Source organism: Robiginitalea biformata HTCC2501 (genome assembly GCF_000024125.1).
GTDB lineage: Bacteria > Bacteroidota > Bacteroidia > Flavobacteriales > Flavobacteriaceae > Robiginitalea > Robiginitalea biformata.
Genome location: NC_013222.1, coordinates 1,664,550 through 1,683,131, shown reverse-complemented (window position 1 = coordinate 1,683,131; position 18,582 = coordinate 1,664,550). Strand labels below are relative to the sequence as shown.

General features: G+C 43.3%; 17 protein-coding genes. 12 read left to right on the top strand and 5 right to left on the bottom strand.

What is annotated here, in order from left to right:
* Positions 1 to 109 precede the first annotated feature (109 nt).
* From RB2501_RS07455 to RB2501_RS07425, 7 genes are all read left to right on the top strand, one after another.
* Entirely contained in the window at positions 110 to 1,087 is a 978-nt protein-coding gene (locus tag RB2501_RS07455) for an AraC family transcriptional regulator (protein ID WP_015754156.1), read from the top strand.
* A 102-nt stretch (positions 1,088 to 1,189) separates the two neighbouring features.
* Positions 1,190 to 1,915: a DUF4386 domain-containing protein gene (locus tag RB2501_RS07450; protein WP_015754155.1), complete on the top strand. Its 726-nt coding sequence runs from the start codon at positions 1,190 to 1,192 to the stop codon at positions 1,913 to 1,915.
* The gene (locus RB2501_RS15785) at positions 1,912 to 3,138 is read left to right on the top strand and encodes an alpha/beta hydrolase-fold protein (RefSeq protein WP_015754154.1); all 1,227 of its coding nucleotides are present in this window, start codon (positions 1,912 to 1,914) and stop codon (positions 3,136 to 3,138) included. The genes RB2501_RS07450 and RB2501_RS15785 overlap by 4 nt, the downstream gene beginning before the upstream one ends.
* A gap of 74 nt (positions 3,139 to 3,212) precedes the next feature.
* Positions 3,213 to 3,986, top strand: a complete 774-nt coding sequence (locus tag RB2501_RS07440; RefSeq protein WP_015754153.1) for a type 1 glutamine amidotransferase domain-containing protein — start codon at positions 3,213 to 3,215, stop codon at positions 3,984 to 3,986.
* Positions 3,987 to 4,041: 55 nt separating this feature from the next.
* Positions 4,042 to 5,118, top strand: a complete 1,077-nt coding sequence (locus RB2501_RS07435; protein ID WP_015754152.1) for an alpha/beta hydrolase family protein — start codon at positions 4,042 to 4,044, stop codon at positions 5,116 to 5,118.
* Positions 5,119 to 5,259: 141 nt separating this feature from the next.
* Positions 5,260 to 6,138 (top strand): ABC transporter ATP-binding protein, encoded by an 879-nt coding sequence (locus tag RB2501_RS07430; RefSeq protein ID WP_015754151.1) that lies wholly within the window; start codon positions 5,260 to 5,262, stop codon positions 6,136 to 6,138.
* Positions 6,135 to 9,305: a M1 family aminopeptidase gene (locus RB2501_RS07425; RefSeq protein ID WP_041327068.1), complete on the top strand. Its 3,171-nt coding sequence runs from the start codon at positions 6,135 to 6,137 to the stop codon at positions 9,303 to 9,305. The genes RB2501_RS07430 and RB2501_RS07425 overlap by 4 nt, the downstream gene beginning before the upstream one ends.
* A gap of 231 nt (positions 9,306 to 9,536) precedes the next feature.
* Here RB2501_RS07425 and RB2501_RS07420 read toward each other — a convergent pair whose 3' ends face one another.
* From RB2501_RS07420 to RB2501_RS07400, 5 genes are read right to left on the bottom strand one after another with little or no spacing between them, the layout of a single operon-like run.
* Positions 9,537 to 10,055 (bottom strand): VOC family protein, encoded by a 519-nt coding sequence (locus RB2501_RS07420; RefSeq protein ID WP_238528113.1) that lies wholly within the window; start codon positions 10,053 to 10,055, stop codon positions 9,537 to 9,539.
* A 10-nt stretch (positions 10,056 to 10,065) separates the two neighbouring features.
* Positions 10,066 to 10,698 carry an NAD(P)H-dependent oxidoreductase gene (locus RB2501_RS07415; RefSeq protein WP_015754148.1) on the bottom strand — a complete coding sequence of 211 codons (633 nt, stop codon included), beginning with the start codon at positions 10,696 to 10,698 and terminating at the stop codon, positions 10,066 to 10,068.
* 11 nt (positions 10,699 to 10,709) lie between these two features.
* Positions 10,710 to 11,426, bottom strand: coding sequence for a GNAT family N-acetyltransferase (locus RB2501_RS07410; protein ID WP_015754147.1), 717 nt, complete (start codon positions 11,424 to 11,426; stop codon positions 10,710 to 10,712).
* A 1-nt stretch (position 11,427) separates the two neighbouring features.
* Positions 11,428 to 11,877: a DMT family transporter gene (locus RB2501_RS07405; RefSeq protein ID WP_015754146.1), complete on the bottom strand. Its 450-nt coding sequence runs from the start codon at positions 11,875 to 11,877 to the stop codon at positions 11,428 to 11,430.
* A gap of 28 nt (positions 11,878 to 11,905) precedes the next feature.
* Positions 11,906 to 12,874 (bottom strand): cyclase family protein, encoded by a 969-nt coding sequence (locus RB2501_RS07400; protein WP_015754145.1) that lies wholly within the window; start codon positions 12,872 to 12,874, stop codon positions 11,906 to 11,908.
* A 106-nt stretch (positions 12,875 to 12,980) separates the two neighbouring features.
* Here RB2501_RS07400 and RB2501_RS07395 point away from each other — a divergent pair, with 106 nt between their 5' ends.
* The 5 genes from RB2501_RS07395 (at position 12,981) to RB2501_RS07375 (ending at position 18,568) form a co-directional block, all read left to right on the top strand.
* Positions 12,981 to 13,721 carry a Crp/Fnr family transcriptional regulator gene (locus RB2501_RS07395; protein ID WP_015754144.1) on the top strand — a complete coding sequence of 247 codons (741 nt, stop codon included), beginning with the start codon at positions 12,981 to 12,983 and terminating at the stop codon, positions 13,719 to 13,721.
* Positions 13,722 to 13,887: 166 nt separating this feature from the next.
* Complete coding sequence (locus tag RB2501_RS07390; protein ID WP_015754143.1) at positions 13,888 to 14,622, top strand: DUF4386 domain-containing protein; 735 nt, start codon at positions 13,888 to 13,890, stop codon at positions 14,620 to 14,622.
* On the top strand, positions 14,623 to 16,095 hold the full coding sequence (locus RB2501_RS15780; RefSeq protein ID WP_049764842.1) for a serine hydrolase domain-containing protein: 1,473 nt from the start codon (positions 14,623 to 14,625) through the stop codon (positions 16,093 to 16,095). It abuts the gene before it with no gap.
* A 4-nt stretch (positions 16,096 to 16,099) separates the two neighbouring features.
* A complete protein-coding gene (locus RB2501_RS07380; RefSeq protein ID WP_015754141.1) occupies positions 16,100 to 17,458 on the top strand; it encodes an amidohydrolase family protein in 1,359 nt (452 codons plus the stop codon).
* An 18-nt stretch (positions 17,459 to 17,476) separates the two neighbouring features.
* Entirely contained in the window at positions 17,477 to 18,568 is a 1,092-nt protein-coding gene (locus RB2501_RS07375) for a serine hydrolase domain-containing protein (RefSeq protein ID WP_015754140.1), read from the top strand.
* The last annotated feature ends 14 nt before the right edge of the window (positions 18,569 to 18,582 follow it).

Sequence of the window (18,582 nt, the reverse complement as noted above, 5' to 3'; positions counted from 1 at the left end):
TTTAAATATCAAAGTCAAAAACTATAATGTTCTTATTGGAGATTCCATAGTCTATGATGAAGAAGTACTCACAGGAGAAAGTGTTGAAGAATTAAATTCATAACTCCCTATGGCATTTGTTTCTGCTACCATCTATAAAAAGGCTATTGCCCTAGGGCAGGAAGAAGGCCTAAGCATAGATTTTACGGACTCCGTTGATCCCGATCTCAAGAAGGATGCACATATCCCAATGGAGTTACTCTTGGAGGTTTACGAAAGAGCTGAACAAGAACTTGTTCCAGGTTTCGGGCTCAGGCAGGGGAAGCAACTTAATTCAAATGATTATGGTACACTGGGTCTGTCCTGGAAGACTTGTTTGAAAGCGACAGATGTTCTCAGAAACGTAAAACGCTATATGGTGTTGGTTACAAATGATGGCAGTATCACCATTGAAGAAGGTTCGGCACGGATAAAATTAATATTAAATCGTGAGGTGTACCGACCTGGTATAAAAACAGCCAATGAAGCGACATTTGTTATGCTTATTGGGGTTTTGCGCGAGGTTAGTGGAAAGCCAATAAAACCACTCCAGGTATGTTTTAAACACAAGAATGTTGGCAAAGTTTCTTTTTCTGAATACTTCGATTGTCCGATTGTATTTGAAGCCTCCCAAAATGCTCTGACCTTTAGATCCGGGGACCTCGATGTTTCTACAATTAAGGCGGATAGCTTTATTCACCAATTTCTTGTTGAGAGAATGGAGGAGGAAAAATCCAAATTGAAGATTGAAGGAGATATTCTAATGAAAAAAATTGACAATTTGCTTAACCAATCCATATCCAGTGGGATTCCAAGTATAGAACAAGTTAGTGAGTTTCTTAATATGAGTGCTAGAACACTGAAAAGAAGGCTTTCTGAAAGAAATCTTACTTTTAGAAAACTCATTCAAAAAAAACAGAAAGAAACTGCTCTGAATTTACTTTCCAACTCAAACCAGTCCGTTGGTGAAATAGCTTTTTTAACCGGGTTTTCCGAACAAAGTGCGTTTAACAGGGCATTTAAAAGATGGACAGGAACTTCTCCAACCGCATATAGAAAAAGTCCATAAACTCAATCCTGTCCCGAAATATCAAACCATTGGCACAAAAAGTCAATAATAAGTTGGGGCTTATAATGAAATTTGCTTCTGATCAAAAGTTGTTTGGAAGTGATGACTATCGTTAAAGCATTTGCAAGTGTAAAACTAATCCGCTTTACGGGGTTGCTCTATCTACTGGTCATCATTTGTGCAGGGTTTAGCCAGGGGTACGTGAGAGGAACGCTCATCGTACCGGGAAATGCTGTGGAAACAGCCAACAACCTACTCCAGAATAAGGGGTTGTTTCAATTGGGCTTAACCACAGACTTGATTGCATTCCTGCTGGATACCGTGATAGCCGTGATGCTGTACAAAATTTTCAAACCCTTTGATAAGACCCTTGCCATGGTTTCATCGGCTTTCAGGCTTATTGCACATCCGGCCATCGGAAGTCTGAATTTATTAAACCACTACATGGCCCTGAAGGTGCTGGAGTCCGACAGCCTGTTAAGTTCATTGGATACAGCACAGGTGCAGCAAATAAGCGCCTCCTTTTTGGACGCCCACCATTATGGCTATCTGCTTGCCGGTAGTTTTTTTGGCGTACACTGCTTATTACTCGGGATTCTCATTTACAGAACCGGGGTGTTTCCAAAGATTTTTGGAGGGTTTATGCTGGGGGCCGCCGCGGGCTATCTCATTGAATCTTTTGGGAATTTTAACGTCCCGGGCTATGAGCACTACACCGCGTTAATTGTCGGTGTTGCTGCGGTCCTCGGAGAGGTTGGATTGACCTTGTACATGCTCGTCAAAGGAGCTACAGAATCTTATAAGAATGTCAGGGTGTCTCAAAAATGAAACCTACGATAATCCATCACATCATACTCTTTGTCGCTATGGCATGTTGCCTGCATCATGCCAGTGCACAGGTAGCCCAAAAAATAGACTTGACCGGGGATGGACAACTTCTGGGCCTGGGTAGGCAGCACATTGTAGAGTCATCTATTTTACCAGAGGATCGCCCGGTTATCATTTCATTGCCCGTTGGCTACAATACTACCTATGCCAGGTACCCGGTGCTATATGTACTGGACGGTTTACAAAATATAAAGCATACGGTTGGGACTGTAGAGCTTTTGGCAGAAGCGGGGTTGATCCCTCCTGTAATTGTGGTCGGGATCGAAAGTTTGGACAGAAATAGGGATTTAACCCCTTCCAATGCAGGACAGGAGGTTCATGGGGGTACTGGAAATGCAGGCATCCCCCAAAGTGGAGGTGCCCCGGAGTTTCTCAGGTTTTTAAGCGAGGAATTGATTCCCTTTGTGGATGCCAATTACAGAACACATCCGTTTCGCATCCTGGAAGGACATTCTTTTGGGGGTCTTTTCGGTACGTATACGCTTATGGAAAGCCCGGGTCTTTTTGATGCTTTCATCATAGAGGCCCCCGCACTCTGGTGGAATAAGGAAGAAATGACCGCACAAGCAAAAATATTTTTCCCTTCAATTGAAAACCTGAATAAGACCGTATACTTTGGTATAGGCGGTGGAGATGGCTGGGGGATGCGCCAGGAACTGACCCGGTACGTTGAAGTAATAAAACAGCATGCCCCCGAAAACTTCAGGTGGCTTCATGAGGAAGTTGGGGATGAAGGCCATATGGCTTCCAGGCTCATCTTAAATTACCGGGGGCTCCGATTTATATTCTCAGATTTAAGCGGTCGCGAAGACTTGATTGATGATTTTAATGCTGTTGCTTTTTTATCCACAGAGGAGCACCTAAAAAACAAATATGGCGAAATGGCGCGCAGGCCGGCTGAAGATTATTTTAATCTGGTCTCAGAACTGGTCAATAAGGACAATGACCTGGGAGCCATTACAGTACTTGAAAGAGCTTCTGAAGCCTATCCTGCCTACATTGGTTTGCTAACGCATCTGGCAAAATTATATGAAAAGACAGGGCAAAAGGAGCAGGCTATTGATGCTTACCTCCTGGGGGTTGAAGTGTCAAAAAAGTATAAGCAGGGGCAGGAAGAGGATCTGTTACTCGAGGTCAGCAGGTTGAGGAAAACGAAAGAATAAATAGCCGTTCATAAATCGTGTTTGGCAATATATCACGTCAGAAGTTAATCGTTCAAACCTTAGATACATTAAAAATGAAAAAAGCAATCTTACCGTTTTTGATAGCCTTGATTACCCTTGCGTGCAACAATGCTGAAGAAGAAAAGGGAAGGGTCCTCATTATAGTATCAAATACCGAACATATGGGAGACCCGGAAAAACACTTCGCCGGTAACAATCTTTGGGAAGTAGCCCCTCCCTATCACGTTTTCGTTTCCCACGGGTACAAAGTGGATTTTGTTTCGCCTACAGGCGGAGAAGTACCTTTTTCCATGGATCCTGTGGGGATAAGCAGTTATGCCATCAAATACGAGAATTTTTATGGCAATGTTGAAAATTCGTTAACCCCCGAATCCGTGGATTCCAAAAACTACGACGCCGTTTTTATCGGTGGTGGATACGGCCCCCTGTTTGATGTTGCCAATAATAAGGGCCTCTTAAAAATAATCGCTGACATCTATGAAAATGGGGGAATCGTTGGCGGGTGCGGACATGGCCCGGGTGCCTTGGCTAATGTTAAGTTGGGCAATGGTGAATTTATGGTGAAAGGCAAAATGGTAACAGGGTTCCCAAACTCTACCGAGGTTACCAAAAGTTGGGCCAAAGAGGGAACCTTATTACCCGCAATGCTGGAGGATCAGTTGAGAAAAAACGGGGCACTATTTCAGACTAAAAGTGATTTGAATGATAAACACGACGTGGTGATCGATGCGCGAATCGTAACGACTATGTTTCTTCCCTCTGCGGCAATAGTGGCAAAGGAAATGATAAGCGAAATTGAAATTAACCAGGGCCTGGGCGGAAAGTAAGCCACGATTCCCCACTGGAATTGACGTACCGCTGTTTTGCCGATAAATAATCAGATTGAAGCCTTTCAAAATTCTTGCTTTTTCCTTTATGACGCTGGGTTGTTTGGCCGGAACCAAGCCCCCACTGGAATCACAGTCAATCGACCTGGTCATTCATATTAATGGGGAGCGCATTGGGGGTACCCTGACGATTCCGGATAATCGCAAAGAGAAATCCCTGGTCATTATGAGCTCCGGTAGTGGACCCCAGGACCGTGATGAGACCCTGTACGATTTTAAAATATTTAAAGTTATAGCCGAGCATTTGGCATCAAAAGGAATCGCATCTTTTCGATATGATGACAGAGGGGTTGGAGGTAGTACCGGCGATTTTGCAAACAGCACTATGGAGGATCTCTCACGGGATCTGGAAGGTATCATGGATCATTTTAAATCGGCAAAAATCCATTCTTTCCAGGATTTTATATTGTTCGGACACAGCCAGGGTGGAATCCTGGCCGCGCACGTTGCGGAGAGAAATGATGCTGTTAAAAATGTGATATTAATGGGCGCGCCAGCCGTACCGCTGGTAGAAGTTGTTCTATATCAGGTCAGGCACGAGTACGAACAGTCCAAAATTTCCGGGTCGCTGATTGAAGCCCATGTGTCGGCACACAATAAATTGATGCGGGCTATCTCGGACAACCAGCATATTGATCAGGCCCATCTCTTGTTAAGTCAAACAACTGAATCCATTCTATTAAAACTGGATTCGGGAGAAGATGAGAGGGATATTCAAAATATCCGGCAGCAAGCGGGCGCCCGGGCTGATCAACTTCAAATAGTATATGGGTTACCTTCACTTGCATCCTTTCTTTACCATGACCCTTCCAAAGATTATGAGCGGTTAAAAGTGCCTGTACTGGGATTGTTTGGAGGATTGGATTCTCAGGTACCCATATACCAGAATAAAGACCGGATGGAAAACGCACTCCTGAAATCAGGGGCTGCGTATCACCTCATAACATTCGACAAAGCCAACCACTTTTTCCAGGAGGCGACAACCGGGAACAGCGAAGAATATCCGATGCTGGCGAAAAAATTTGTGGACAATTTTCTGGATGAAATTTCAAATTGGATCCTAGCGAATTGAATCAAAGAATGGATATGGAGCTTGCAAACAAAGCCTGATATACCTGTGATTTCATCCGTATCAGAGATTTTGAAAAGACTCCATATTGCAACAAAACAAGGATCGACCTGGTCAATTCGCACCAATCAAGTAATATAAATCATGAATCGTTTAAAAATTGACAACCTCAATCTCACATACAAAAACGGTTACAAAGCACTTAATGGAATTTCTCTGGATATTAAAAATGGTATGTTTGGTCTGTTAGGTCCAAATGGAGCAGGAAAATCTTCCTTAATGAAAACCATTGTGGGTTTACAAAAACCTACTTCAGGCTCTATTGAATTTAATGATCTTGATATAGTAGAAAAGACGGATTATATTAAAAAGAATCTCGGCTTTTTACCTCAAGATTTTGGTGTGTATCCCCATGTGAATGCTTATGACTTATTAAATCATATTGCCATACTAAAAGGAATCACCAACAAAGCAGAGCGTCATATCCAGATACAATTTTTATTGGAAAAAGTTAATCTCTGGAATTTCAGAGATAGGGAAGTGCATGCTTTTTCAGGTGGCATGAAACGGCGTTTTGGTGTGGCACAAGCCTTATTGGGTAATCCTCAAATTATTATTGTCGATGAGCCTACGGCAGGACTTGATCCTGAAGAACGCAATCGTTTTAACACACTTCTAAGTAATATAAGTAGTGAAGTTATTGTGATTTTATCTACACATTTGGTTGAGGATGTAAAAAATCTGTGTTCAGAAATGACCATTATAAACAAAGGTCAAATATTAAAATCAGGAAAGCCAAAAGAATTAATTCAGGAATTGAATGGCAAGGTCTGGTCAAAGTCTATTGATAACGACGAATTGGCATTCTATCAAACCAACTTAAATGTTATAAGCCAGCAACTCATAGAGCGACAACCGCAGATTACGGTGTATTCACTGGAACATCCTGAGGGTTTTGCCCCAGTAGAACCGCTGCTTGAACACGTTTATTTTAGTGTTCTTTCCCAAAACAATTCGTTGTGAATGCTATTCTTCAGTTTCAGTTAAAACATAGCATTAACCGATGGGTATTGAGCTTAACAGCTTCAATATTGCTATTGATAGGATGGTTCTGTGGATACAAATTCAACTTATCAGCAGGTGAAGGAATTTTTCTTAACTCACCTTACACTATCGGTTTCATGACGGCTTTACTGAGTCTTTCAATTATATTCCTTGCCATTTTATTCGCCTTAGAGATTTTGTACAAGGAATGGGATACCAAATTTGATATGATGCTGTTCTCATATCCGTTGTCATTGAAAAGCTATTTATTAGGTAAGTTCTCCTTTTTTGCCTCAAAAACACTGTTAAGTTTTGTCATCCTAATCGCAGGGTTTGTTTTTGGTCAAACTTTGCGAACGGGCAATGAAATGCAACCAGGATTTGATTTCTGGTCATACCTATATCCCATTCTGATTTTTGGTGTATTAAACTGCTTCTTTGTGTGTAGTTTTTTATTTATGGTCGCTTACACGACCCGTAATAAACTATTGGTTGTTGTTGGCGGCTTGTTACTATATGTGCTGTATATGGTGTTATTAGTTTTTTCCAATTCACCATTTATGGCAGGAAGTATTCCACAATCGATAGAGGTGCAGCAACTATCATCAATAATAGACCCTTTTGGAGTGTCAGCATACTTCCTTGAAGCCAAACACTTCACCATTGAACAAAAAAACGAATTCGTCATTCCATTTTCTGGATTTCTGGCTTTAAACCGAAGTATTTATGTGCTAGTATCCTTTGTTTTTTTAGCGATGACTTATCGTTTTTTCGCTTTTACAAAAACGGTAAGCAAAAAAGAACTAAAGCGAGAAAGGCTTGTACTTTCAGACGTAATTTCAAAGTCAACAGTAGATAAAACGCCCAATTTAGATTTTAGTGGCCCCTCTATTGTTAAGTCTGCTCTCTCTTTTGCGAAGGTCGATTTAATTTACCTGTTTAAAAGTGTAACCGTTGTAGCCGTTTCTATTCTGTTGGTGTTTTTTGTAGGCATGGAAATGTATGCAGAAATCGATAAAGGCATACGCTTACCCGAGCAATATGCCAGTTCAGGACTTTTAGCCACCTCTATTTCCCAAAGTTTTCAATTGCTCGGAGCTTTCATCCTGGTCTATTTTATTAACGATTTATACTGGAGAAGTCGTGCAACTAATTTTCACTTCATCGAGCACAGTACTTTTTTGTCCAGGTCAAAATTAAAAGGTCACTTAATTTCTGTAAGTACGTTATTGGTCTTTATTACCGCCTTACTCCTTGTTTTGGCATTGTTATTTCAAATAAGTTATGGATATACACATATTGATTGGATAGCCTTTCGGGGCGTTATAGTGTTTAACACCCTACCGCTTATTTTACTTGCGTCTTTTTTACTATTAATCAATAGTGTCCTAAATAACAAATACGTTGCTTTAGGTATTTCAATTCTTACCGTTATAGTTTATACAACCCCTCTGGTTAAAATGGTGTTGCCTTATCCATTATTGCAATTTTTTTCAGGATTTAAAGGGCTTTATAGTGATTTTAACGGCTATGGTATTTACCTAACTGCATTCACTTATCGTTTAATTTTTGGGGTTTGTTTGGTAGGGTTTTTATGGATTATCACTTCATATTTTAAATTGAAGCAATGGACAAAGTTGAACGTAGGTCTTATGGTTTTTTTTACAGGATTAGGCGCTTTCAGTGGTATTGGCTTTATGGAAGGCTATTTGCCAAAAAACGAGGATTCCAAGGTTATGGAGGCCGTTGAATACGAAAAAAACTACCGTCAGTTCCAGGATCTACCGCAACCAACAATTACAGATGTCAACACTAAAATTGATTTATTTCCATCTGAAAACGCTTATGAAATTGAAGGGACATACGTGTTGCGGAATCTATCAGAAAAACCAGTACATAAGGTGTTGTTTAATTTTCATCCGGATTTAAAAATAGAATACGCCAACTTCAACATACACGGCAATGCTATTTCAATTGATACACCTGTTTCGGAAATTGAATTAAGCACACCATTGCTCCCGAATGAGTCTGCCACTTTAGAATTTAATCTGTCGTATCAATGGTTTGCCGTAAACGGTCATCATTCCTTTAATGCTATTGTCGGTAATGGCTCATTTATGAGGATTAGTAATTATTATCCAACACTTGGTTATCAATCCGATCATGAGATTAAAGACGAGCAAAATCGATTGGAATTTCAATTGGGAAAAGCATCGCACATCCATACAATAGATGCCCCTGAAGTCTCTAAGGCTGATTTCATTGATTTAACCATGATAATTTCAACGGAAACAGATCAAACACCAATAGGAATCGGTGATTTTCAAAAGTCCTGGACCGAGAATGGGAAAACGTATTATCAATATGAGGCAGAAAACATACCCTTTAGATTTTCGCTTGCCTCTGCGAAATACCAAAAGAAAAATTTAATACATAGGGGCATTCAGATTGAAATATTTTATAATGAAAAGCATCCTGAAAATGTAGATCGGTTATTGAATAATGCTAAACTGAGTTTAGATTACTGTATTGATAATTTTGGTTCATACCCATATGAAAAAATCAGTTTTGTAGAAGTATCATCTTTTTCAAGTGGGTTTGCTGCGACAGCATATCCAGCCACCATATTCATGACTGAAAATATGATTTTCCATGCTAACGTAAATAGCGATCCAGGTAAAGATGTGATCACTGAATTAGCAGGTCACGAGCTTTCCCATCTTTGGTGGGGAAATAGTCAAATCAACCCCGATAAACGAGTAGGTGCTTCCATGCTTACAGAAACCTTAGCCATGTATACAGAAATGATGATATATAAAAAGATGTATGGCGAAGAGCGCATGGAGGAACGTCTTCATATTCATCAACAAATCTATGAGAACGAAAAGGGGTTATATGGAGATTCACCACTCTATGAGGTGCCTTATGGTGCAACACATATCGCTTACTCAAAAGGAGCATTGGCGATGGTTGAATTGGCTGAAGTACTGGGTGAAGACCAGGTTAATTTAGCGCTAAAAAATTTTCTTGAACACAATCAATATCCAAAAAAGCCAACGTCATTGGATTTACTTGCAGAGTTCTATAAAGTCGCACCAGATGCAAGTGCTAAATCTAAAATTGACGAACTGTTTAAAATGAAATGAAACAAAATACTGTATATTAAACTCCATATTTCCTGTACCAAATGCCTTTCCTTATGTTTAATGATTGTATGTCTATTGTCTTTCAAACAATATATTAAGTGATCATGGACAGGTTCACAAATCGCTATATTTAATTTTTATCTAATTTATAAAGCCACCCTAATTACCATGACGAACAAATCAGAGCTGTTCTCCGATTAGCGTATAAATTTAATAACCCGCTCGGCTATTTCATGGTTTAGAGGTTATCCTGATATAATATCCGTTGGGATCGGTCACCCGAAAATCAGTCAACCCCCAGGGCCTTTTACCAAGTTTCCCCTCAAGCGGAGCACCCGCAGATAAAGCCCTTTTATAAGCCATGTGGACGTCATCAACCTCCAATACTATTTCGACACCGTACCCAAAGGGATTGTCCGACCTGTCGGGATTAAAATGATGATCCTCACTTAAACTTTCCAGAGATCCGATACCCAGTATTACATTACCTTTCCCGATCGGTTGATAGGTACTACTCGATGTTGGCAGCATCTCAAATCCTAATACTTCTCGATAAAATGTAACCGTGGCTTCAATATTGGTTGTAAATAGTTCCAATCTCAGCGTCATTTTTTCATGATTTACTTCATTAGAGTTTAATCGGGCAAAATCAAATTGGGAAGCTCCTACAGCAATCCCTCCAAAAACTATAATAAAGACTATCAATTTAAACATAGTAGCCATATTACTAGAAATTTTATTATCAGACATCTTTTGTAATTTATGTTAGTAATTGGAATAGAGACTCTCTGGATTTTCGGACTTTCTTCCGAAACTGGGTTTCATCCTCTTCAGACCGATATCCCACGGGAGCGATCACTACCGCATTCAACTCTTGTTTATCCAGTCCAAGAATCGCATTGTACTTCTCCGGTTCAAAACCCTCCATGGGGCAGGCATCAATCCTTAAGTCTGCGCAGGCTAATAACAGGTTCGATAATGCCAAATAGGTCTGACGCTCAGACCATGCATGCCATTGAGCATCGCTTTTCGCCGATAAGCTCTTCTTTATAAAATCTCCATAACCGGAAATGTCCGATAAGGGAACCCCCTGGGTTAGGGAGATGTTTTGAATGTACTCATCGATATGCCGGCCATCGCGAGATGTGTAGTTGCAAAATACAAAGAGGTGGGAGGCATCGGTAATCTGAGCCTGGTTCCAGGAAGCTTCCCGCAGTTTCTCCCGCAACTCCTGGTTTTCGATTACCAGTACGTTGTAGAATTGCAACCCGTAAGAGGAGACGGATAAGCGTACCGCTTCCATCAATCGTCCCAAATCTTCCTGTTCTATCTTTTTGGAAGGATCAAATTTTTTGGTGGCATAGCGCCAGTTGAGGTTCTCGAGTAATTTCATGATATAAGGATTTAATTATAATTATTAAGAATGAAGTCTTGGCGGAATCCCAGTTTTTCATAAAGTCCTCGTCCCATTTCGGAGGCTTGCAGGGTAACCAGGGAACTCCGGTAGGAACGGGCAGATTCAAGGGCATGGTACATGACCTGGGTGGCCAGCCCCCGCCCTCTGGCCTTTGGAGATATCCCCATACTGTGTACGCCGGTAACTCCTCCAGTCTGATAAAGAGCCAGCGTCCCTACAGGGATACCTCCATCTTCAATCAGAAAATAATTCACCTTTTTGAGGGTTGAGGCAAGGACGGCTTCAACAATACTATAACCAAAAGCAGAAGCAAAGACACGGCTCCACCATTTGATATCCTCAGGAGTCTTTACCTCTCGAATGACGACATTCGAAACACGAATTGGTACCTTCCGTGGTTCTATGGACATTGCCGTAAGTTGTGACTTCAATCGCAAATCCATTTGTTCTAAATTGGCAGACAGCGCCGCTGAAGGCTTGCCAAAGACCACGAATGTCATATCGGGGTCCATCTGGGTCCGGATTTCGGTAAGAGCACGGCTTGCAAGAGGGTAAGAGTCTTCAATCCAGGCCTTATTGGGCCATTCCGTATCCGGAATTCGGGCAAGGCCATATCCTTCTCCTTCCACTACACCATTAAAGGGACTTGCCGCACAACGCCAGAGCGATGTCAGGTTCTGTATGTTTTCGTGAATTACATCCATGTTATTTAGCGTTAATAAGTAATATGCCTACGATCATCGCAGCCGCGCCAAGGAATCGCTTCATGGTGATAGGCTCATACGGGAGGTTCAACCAACCGAAGTAACCGGCGAATAAGGAAAATAGGAGTTGCCCGCATAGTCCCAGAGCAATCATCCGGGAAATCCCGAGTCTGGGAATCGTGTAGAAATAAAGTGAGATTCCGAGCACACTAAACAGGCCGCCTATTCCCCATAAATACCAGGGAATCTGTCTTGCCTGGTGCAGGGTGGGCCATTCCTTTCCTGCCAGGATTAGGAATGCTCCGGCAAACAGGACACTGAAAACCGAGGTGGAAACAGATGCCACCACAGGCTCTTTTAAAATGGAACTAAGTCTTGAATTAAACCCAGCCTGGATGGCCAGAAACACACCGCCCGAAAAAGCCAGTAAATAAAGCGTTACAGTTTTCATCCCAATCGATTTTAGGCTTAATATGAATTCAGCGTATCGGTATAGCCAGTGGCCTCATAGGTGCTCCACTGGCTCCCCGGAGTTTCAGGGGCGCACCTATAAAGGCAAACTCATAAACCTGATCAGCCGCCAACTCCTCCAGGTTCACGAGTTCCATAAACATGACGCCTCGTTCTGCTAACAAATAGGTATGAACCGGCACCCAATTGTCCTCGCGTTCTGGGGGAAAAGCCTCAAAGCTCAGGTTATCGGCTCCCAGAAGCATGATTCCCTGATCTTCCACCATCCATTTCACGGCCTCAAGACTAATGCCGGCGTAGTCGTGTAGGTAGGATTCCCTATCGGGATACAGGTTTCCCTGCCCTGTGCGGATCAATACCACATCGCCCGATCCGATTTGTATTCTCTGACGTGTCAATGCTTGCTTTAAATCCTCCACTGTAATCCGATAATTTTCGGTGAGACGGTCCACCCCTTTACTCGCCGCAATATCTATTAATACCCCCCTGGCGACTATGGGCGGAATGGTTTCTGCGCCAGCTTTTTGCCATCCCTTATCTCCCAGGTGCCGGTCAGCCGAAAAGCCATTCCAGATTTTCCCATTCAAACCAAAGTGATTAAGCGCATCGATATGTGTACCCATATGCGTATACATGGAAATGGCATCCCCGGTATAACTTACCAACCGGTTCATATCCTCGCCCAGTCCATTCGGATTATCTACCACCGTGCCCCTTGGGGTATGGGTTAGCCAGTACTGGTAGTTTGGATCACCCAGACTATGAAAACTGGGCATGCCCACGAAGTAATCAAAACTCAGATCATAAACACGCCCTGAAGATATTCCCGACAAGGCCTTTAAGCGACTGGTATCCGTCATATGGTTCAGGGTGCCAATTTCATCTTCCGGCCCCCAGGGGCTTTTACCAACCTGATCGGTTTGTGCCTGGGCAATACCTGCTATTAATGACGCAATTAAGACTTTAATGATTTTCATTGGTTTCTGTATTGAGTTCTACTTCTGGGTACAAATTTGAAAATCAGCATATTCATTATTCATAATCTATCTTAAGAAAGCAGCCTTCTCAAAATAGATTACCCTCATGAGCACACAGAAACCCCGGGGAAAGAATTCGGATTCTTTCAACTTCTATCCCATCGCCGCAAATATTCCTTATCTTATTACAGGATTAGCTTCCCGGGAGCTAACCCTTTCTCTGGCTTTCGTTGATACTATGTCTGGAATACAGCTATTAACCGATCCATTATACCGGCCCTTGATCTCGAATATTCGGGAGCTTGTGACCATAGAAGAGACCGACTTGTCAGAATTTCTCCGGTCTTTTGAAGTTGTTCGTCTCGGAAAGAAGCAGATCCTGTTGGAGAAAGGCGAGAGATCGCATCATATGCGGTTTGTTTCCGACGGGTGCCTGCGCGCCTTTTATATGGATGAAAAGGGAAGTGAATATACCATACAGTTCGGTATTTCAGGCTGGTGGGTTAACGATCTATATAGCTACCTATCCAATACCCCCGCCATGGACACTATACAAGCGATACTGCCTTCCGTTGTTCTGCAGATCCATCGTGATGCCCTTGAGTCTCACTTTGACGGTTTACCCCCAATCGAACGTTTTTTCCGCCTGAAAATGCAATCTGCCTATGTGGCTTTGCAAAAACGCACCCTGCGTTCGATGAGTGAACCATTGGAGCAACGATATGCACGTTTTATCCGAACCTACAGGGATATTGAACAAAGAGTCCCTCAATACATGATAGCATCCTATCTGGGTTCCACCCCGGAACACCTTAGTAAAGTGCGAAAAACACTTTTTCATAAATAGGTCTTGGCAAGTTCCCCTTAAGAGCTATTCAATCCGCGCATTACTCTTTTGCGCCATAATACGTGATCTCAGTCCTTATTGATCCGGTTTTCTTAACCTATGTTAAGGAAATCCACCCCTGTGTCCTTTAGTTTTGACTTTCAATTTATAAAACGGTTAGCCACAGATGTTTACATTGCCAGAAAACCCAAAATCTATCCGAATCATTGGTCTAATCGGATGGTTATATGCCTTAATAATAAGCTGTGGGCTTTATGCGCATTTCTGGGTTCGAGCTTCCTGGATAGAGGTAGGCCGGAGATTTGATTTCTCAGGGCGAATCATGATTGAAGAAGGTCCTCTCCGGGTCAGTCTCGCGGCAGATTTGTTGATGGTGCTCTGCGATATTGTGGTTGCCTACCTCCTCTTTGTACTGTTTATATCCATTAACAGGGACATTGCAAAGTTAGCAGCCATCTTTCGCCTCGTTCAATCCGTAATATTGGTTGTGGGCATTATATGGCTCTTACAATTGCTACTACCTTCCGGTTCTGCAGCAAACGCACTGGACCCTTTAAACATATCGGAAAGACAGAACCAGATGAGATCAGTGCTCCAAATACATGATTACATCTATCTCATCGGCGGTATTTTTTTTGGTATTTCCCTGACCCTTTTAGGCCGACTTTTCCTGGACGCGGTTTTTGTACCCGATATCTTGGCTCTTCTGACGATATTGGCGGGGCTTTCCTATATGGTCGATGGATTTATCTTCCTCCTTTTTCCAGAATATACCCTTATCACAGAAACCATGGTCACTTTTGCTGCACTGATTGCAGAATCGCTCTTCTGTCTGTGGTTTCTTTTTATATGGCTGTTAGGAACCCTGAGGGGTAGAGGACGAACCCTAAATCTCCCTTGAATGTATACAGCAACCCTTTATAGAAAAACAGTAAACCCATTGAGATGTGCCATGAGGTTAAGTCTTCTCGTACTACAGGTTACACTGCTACAAGGACAACAACAAACAACTCATTTGGCAGCTATAGATAGTTTGTTTGCCTCTGGGCCTCAAACCAAACTCCCTGGTGGAGTGGTGGGTATTATGAGTGAAGGAAATACGATATATACCAAAGCTTTCGGTTATTCCAGCCTTGAGTACCACATACCCAATACCATCGAAACAACATTTAACACGGGTTCCCTGGCGAAACAAGTCACCGCTATGGCCATCGTGATCCTCGAGGAAGAGGGTAAACTTAGTTATGATGAGGAAGTCCAAAAGTATCTTCCTGAGTTTCCCCGATTCGACCAACCTATTACCATCCGACACCTCCTCCACCATACCAGTGGCCTGCGCAGCCTCCACGACTTGCTTGCCCTGGCAGGATGGCGGGGGGACGATTTCAGAACTAATGATGACCTGATGCGTTTTATACATCTGCAGCGGGAGCTTAATTTTCCTCCGGGAAGCCAGTTTTCATACTCCAACACCGGCTATGTTGTTTTGGCACGCATCCTTGAAAATATAAATGGCGAGGCCTTTGACCAATGGGTAAGATCCAGGATTTTTGAACCGCTGGGAATGGAGAATACCACGATTGAGCCCAATTATCAGAATGTTGTTCCGATGCGAGCTACCTCATATTATCACAGTCATGACACCGTTTATGAAAGAGCTTCTCCATACTGGGGGTATACAGGAGCCGGGAATATGTACACATCTGTCGGAGACCTGCTCAGCTGGACCAGGAATTTCTATGATCCACAAGACGGGTGGGCACATCGATTCCAAGCTTTGACAAGCCTGGACCCTCTCCTTAACGGAGAACCGAATTTATACGGATTCGGGGTTTTCGTAGACCGCCAAAAAGGACGCGACCGGATTCAGCATGCGGGGGTTATTGGCGGATATAGGAGCTTTGTGGCTATATATCCGAAAAATCACCTCAACATTGTAATACTGTCTAATTTTTCCAACACCCGGGTCGGGGAATTGTCGGATGCCATTGCTCACATCCTGCTAACGGATCGTGTGGAAGTCCGCTGGACAACACGAAGGAATAAGCGACCTGAAGCACGGGAAAAAGATACAGTGAGTCTCCAGGCCATAGAAACCCTTGCAGGGACTTATTACAGTCCGGAAGTGGAAACTTTTGTAAGCATCCGCATGCAAAATGGTAGCATATCACTCTATCATCCCCGTCACGGTACTATTCCGCTAAGACCAACACAAAACCAGACATTTAAGGGAGACTGGCCCTTTCAACACATTCGATTTGTTCAAAAAAACGACTCAACCGAGGGGCTGCGAATCTCCAATGGCCGGGTGCATAATCTATGGTTCCGGCGCGTAACCTTACCACCTTATCAAAGGTCTAATCTCAAAGAATGAAGGAATGAAAAAACTGTTTATACCCATCCTATTCCAAGCGGCACTGGCTGTGGGAATGGCACAGATCGATCAGAAAGCCTTACTGGTCATAGACCGCGTAAATGTGATTCCCATGACCGGGGAAGTTATTCTGGAAAACCAACGGGTCGTTATACAGGGAAATGAAATCATCGAACTGGGGCCGAGCGACAGTGAGATGAGTAATAAAGGGGCTACATTAATCGATGGTCGTGGAAAATATTTGATGCCTGGTTTTTCGGAGATGCACTACCATTGGCGCAACCGGGAAGGGGGTATCCAGCGCGATTTTAACCTGATGCTGGCCCATGGGATTACCACTGCCCGCAACATGGGCGAATATGACTGGCAAGACCAAATTACCATCCGGGACCAGGTACGGAGCGGAGACCTTTTTGGTCCGAATTATTATACCACAGGGCCTTACCTGAAGGCAGAAAACTTAGCTGACAGCCGGACCATTTCAGAAACGGTCCGGAACCACCTCAATCGAGGCTACGATTTCATAAAATTGGCCGACAACCTGCCGCAGGAACAATTCCTGGCCTTAATTGATGAGGCCGGCAAGGCAGGAATCCCGGTTATCGGACATGGCCAACGGGAGATGCCTTTGAAATTTTCCGTTAAAATGAGGTCTATCGAGCACGTGGAAGAGTTTGTATATATCTACTCCGACAAAGAACGGGTCGATCCTTTATTTCTCCAGGCTTCACTCCGTCAAATTGCCCAAAGCGGAGTGACCATTGCTCCTACCCTGGTGGTGTTTAAAGACATCCTGCGCTATCTAGACGATCCTGTGTTTAAAAATCTCCCAAGAGTACCAGAGGCTAAATACATGCTTGCCGGCGATTACGATTACTGGGTTTCTGAAGATAATCCGTACCGAAAAGACCTTAAGGGAAAAAATATAAAAGGCAGAGAGGCACTTCCTGTGCTGAGGGAATATTTTGAATGGATGATGGAATACACCAGACTTCTGCACAAGGAGGGAGTCCCCCTGATGACCGGAAGCGATACATTCGGTTTTACAGTGCCAGGTATTTCCCTGCACCGCGAATTTGAATTACTGAACAAGGCCGGCATGAGCCCCTATCAAATCCTGAAGGCCAGTACGGTTATCCCGGCCCGCTACCTGGGCCGTGAAAAGCTGGAAGGGACTGTTGAAATAGGAAAACAGGCTAACCTGGTTTTACTGGAAGACAACCCGCTTGAAGACATCCGGAATAGCCGCAAGATCTCTGGGGTTATCCTTCGGGGAAGGTGGATAGATCGGTCACATATCAACCGGATGTTGGAAGAGGTACAAAAACTGGGACCATTCGCCAGTGGTACACAATCTCATTAATCTTAAAAATTTCATTTTATGAAAATGGTAACGAACGCTTTTCTTGTTTTTTTCTTTTATATCTGCGCTTTTTGCTGGCACGGCTTAGCGGTTGCTCAGAATCTGAATAGTCAAATTGATTCGCTTATTACCGAAAAAATACCTTCAGAAGGACCAGGAGCAGTGGTGCTCGTGGCCCGCGGTGATTCAATCCTTTACCGTAAGGCATTCGGGCAGGCCAACCTGGAATTGCAGGTACCGATGAAACCCGATCAGGTATTCCAGATTGGGTCAATGACCAAACAGTTCACGGCCATCGCCATTCTGAAACTCATGGAAGAAGGAAGACTGCACCTGGAAGACGACGTTCGCCGGTTTATCCCAGATTATCCAACACCCGAAGGTTCGGTAACCATCCACCACTTGCTCAACCACACCTCAGGGATTAAGGACTTCACAAGCATGAGATCCATTATGGAAATTGCCCGGAAGGACCTCAGACCCCAAGAACTGATCGATTTCTTCAAGAACGAACCAATGGACTTTAAGCCGGGAACTCAATTCAAATACAATAATTCCGGGTATGTGCTGCTCGGTTACATCATTGAAAAGGTCTCAGGGAAATCCTATGAAGAGTATATCGAATCGGAATTGTTTACTCCGGCAGGAATGACCGATTCCCGCTATGCGCATTACAGGGAAATCGTCCCCAATCGGGCGTATGGCTACCACAACAGGAAAGGTTACACCAATAAATTGCACATCAGCATGAATATACCCTACGCCTCCGGCGCACTCATGGCATCATCGGATGACCTCCTGAAATGGCAGCGGGCCCTCCAAACCGAAAAGCTGGTGACACGGAGGACTTTGGAATTGGCCTTGAGCCCAAAAAAACTGGCCGACGGCAGCCCAGTTGAATACGGTTATGGATGGCATATAAAGACCATAGAAGGAGCCAAAAGCATCGAACATGGCGGCAGCGTTTTCGGTTTTAAATCGATGGGGGTGTTCCTACCCGAAAAAGACCTCTATGTAGTAGGACTCACCAATTGCGATTGTATATCGCCCACCCAACTGGTACGGGAAATTGCAACAGTTGCCCTGAGTAATAAGCAAGAGACGCAATAACACCAGGAACCGGG

Coding starts and splice junctions, on each gene's coding strand:
- RB2501_RS07395 (WP_015754144.1), top strand. CDS start 12,981: ATGAGCACACAGAAACCCCGGGGAAAGAATTCGGATTCTTTCAACTTC.
- RB2501_RS15785 (WP_015754154.1), top strand. CDS start 1,912: ATGAAACCTACGATAATCCATCACATCATACTCTTTGTCGCTATGGCA.
- RB2501_RS07455 (WP_015754156.1), top strand. CDS start 110: ATGGCATTTGTTTCTGCTACCATCTATAAAAAGGCTATTGCCCTAGGG.
- RB2501_RS07440 (WP_015754153.1), top strand. CDS start 3,213: ATGAAAAAAGCAATCTTACCGTTTTTGATAGCCTTGATTACCCTTGCG.
- RB2501_RS15780 (WP_049764842.1), top strand. CDS start 14,623: ATGTATACAGCAACCCTTTATAGAAAAACAGTAAACCCATTGAGATGT.
- RB2501_RS07390 (WP_015754143.1), top strand. CDS start 13,888: ATGTTTACATTGCCAGAAAACCCAAAATCTATCCGAATCATTGGTCTA.
- RB2501_RS07400 (WP_015754145.1), bottom strand. CDS start 12,874: ATGAAAATCATTAAAGTCTTAATTGCGTCATTAATAGCAGGTATTGCC.
- RB2501_RS07450 (WP_015754155.1), top strand. CDS start 1,190: ATGACTATCGTTAAAGCATTTGCAAGTGTAAAACTAATCCGCTTTACG.
- RB2501_RS07375 (WP_015754140.1), top strand. CDS start 17,477: ATGAAAATGGTAACGAACGCTTTTCTTGTTTTTTTCTTTTATATCTGC.
- RB2501_RS07430 (WP_015754151.1), top strand. CDS start 5,260: ATGAATCGTTTAAAAATTGACAACCTCAATCTCACATACAAAAACGGT.
- RB2501_RS07405 (WP_015754146.1), bottom strand. CDS start 11,877: ATGAAAACTGTAACGCTTTATTTACTGGCTTTTTCGGGCGGTGTGTTT.
- RB2501_RS07380 (WP_015754141.1), top strand. CDS start 16,100: ATGAAAAAACTGTTTATACCCATCCTATTCCAAGCGGCACTGGCTGTG.
- RB2501_RS07410 (WP_015754147.1), bottom strand. CDS start 11,426: ATGGATGTAATTCACGAAAACATACAGAACCTGACATCGCTCTGGCGT.
- RB2501_RS07420 (WP_238528113.1), bottom strand. CDS start 10,055: ATGTCTGATAATAAAATTTCTAGTAATATGGCTACTATGTTTAAATTG.
- RB2501_RS07415 (WP_015754148.1), bottom strand. CDS start 10,698: ATGAAATTACTCGAGAACCTCAACTGGCGCTATGCCACCAAAAAATTT.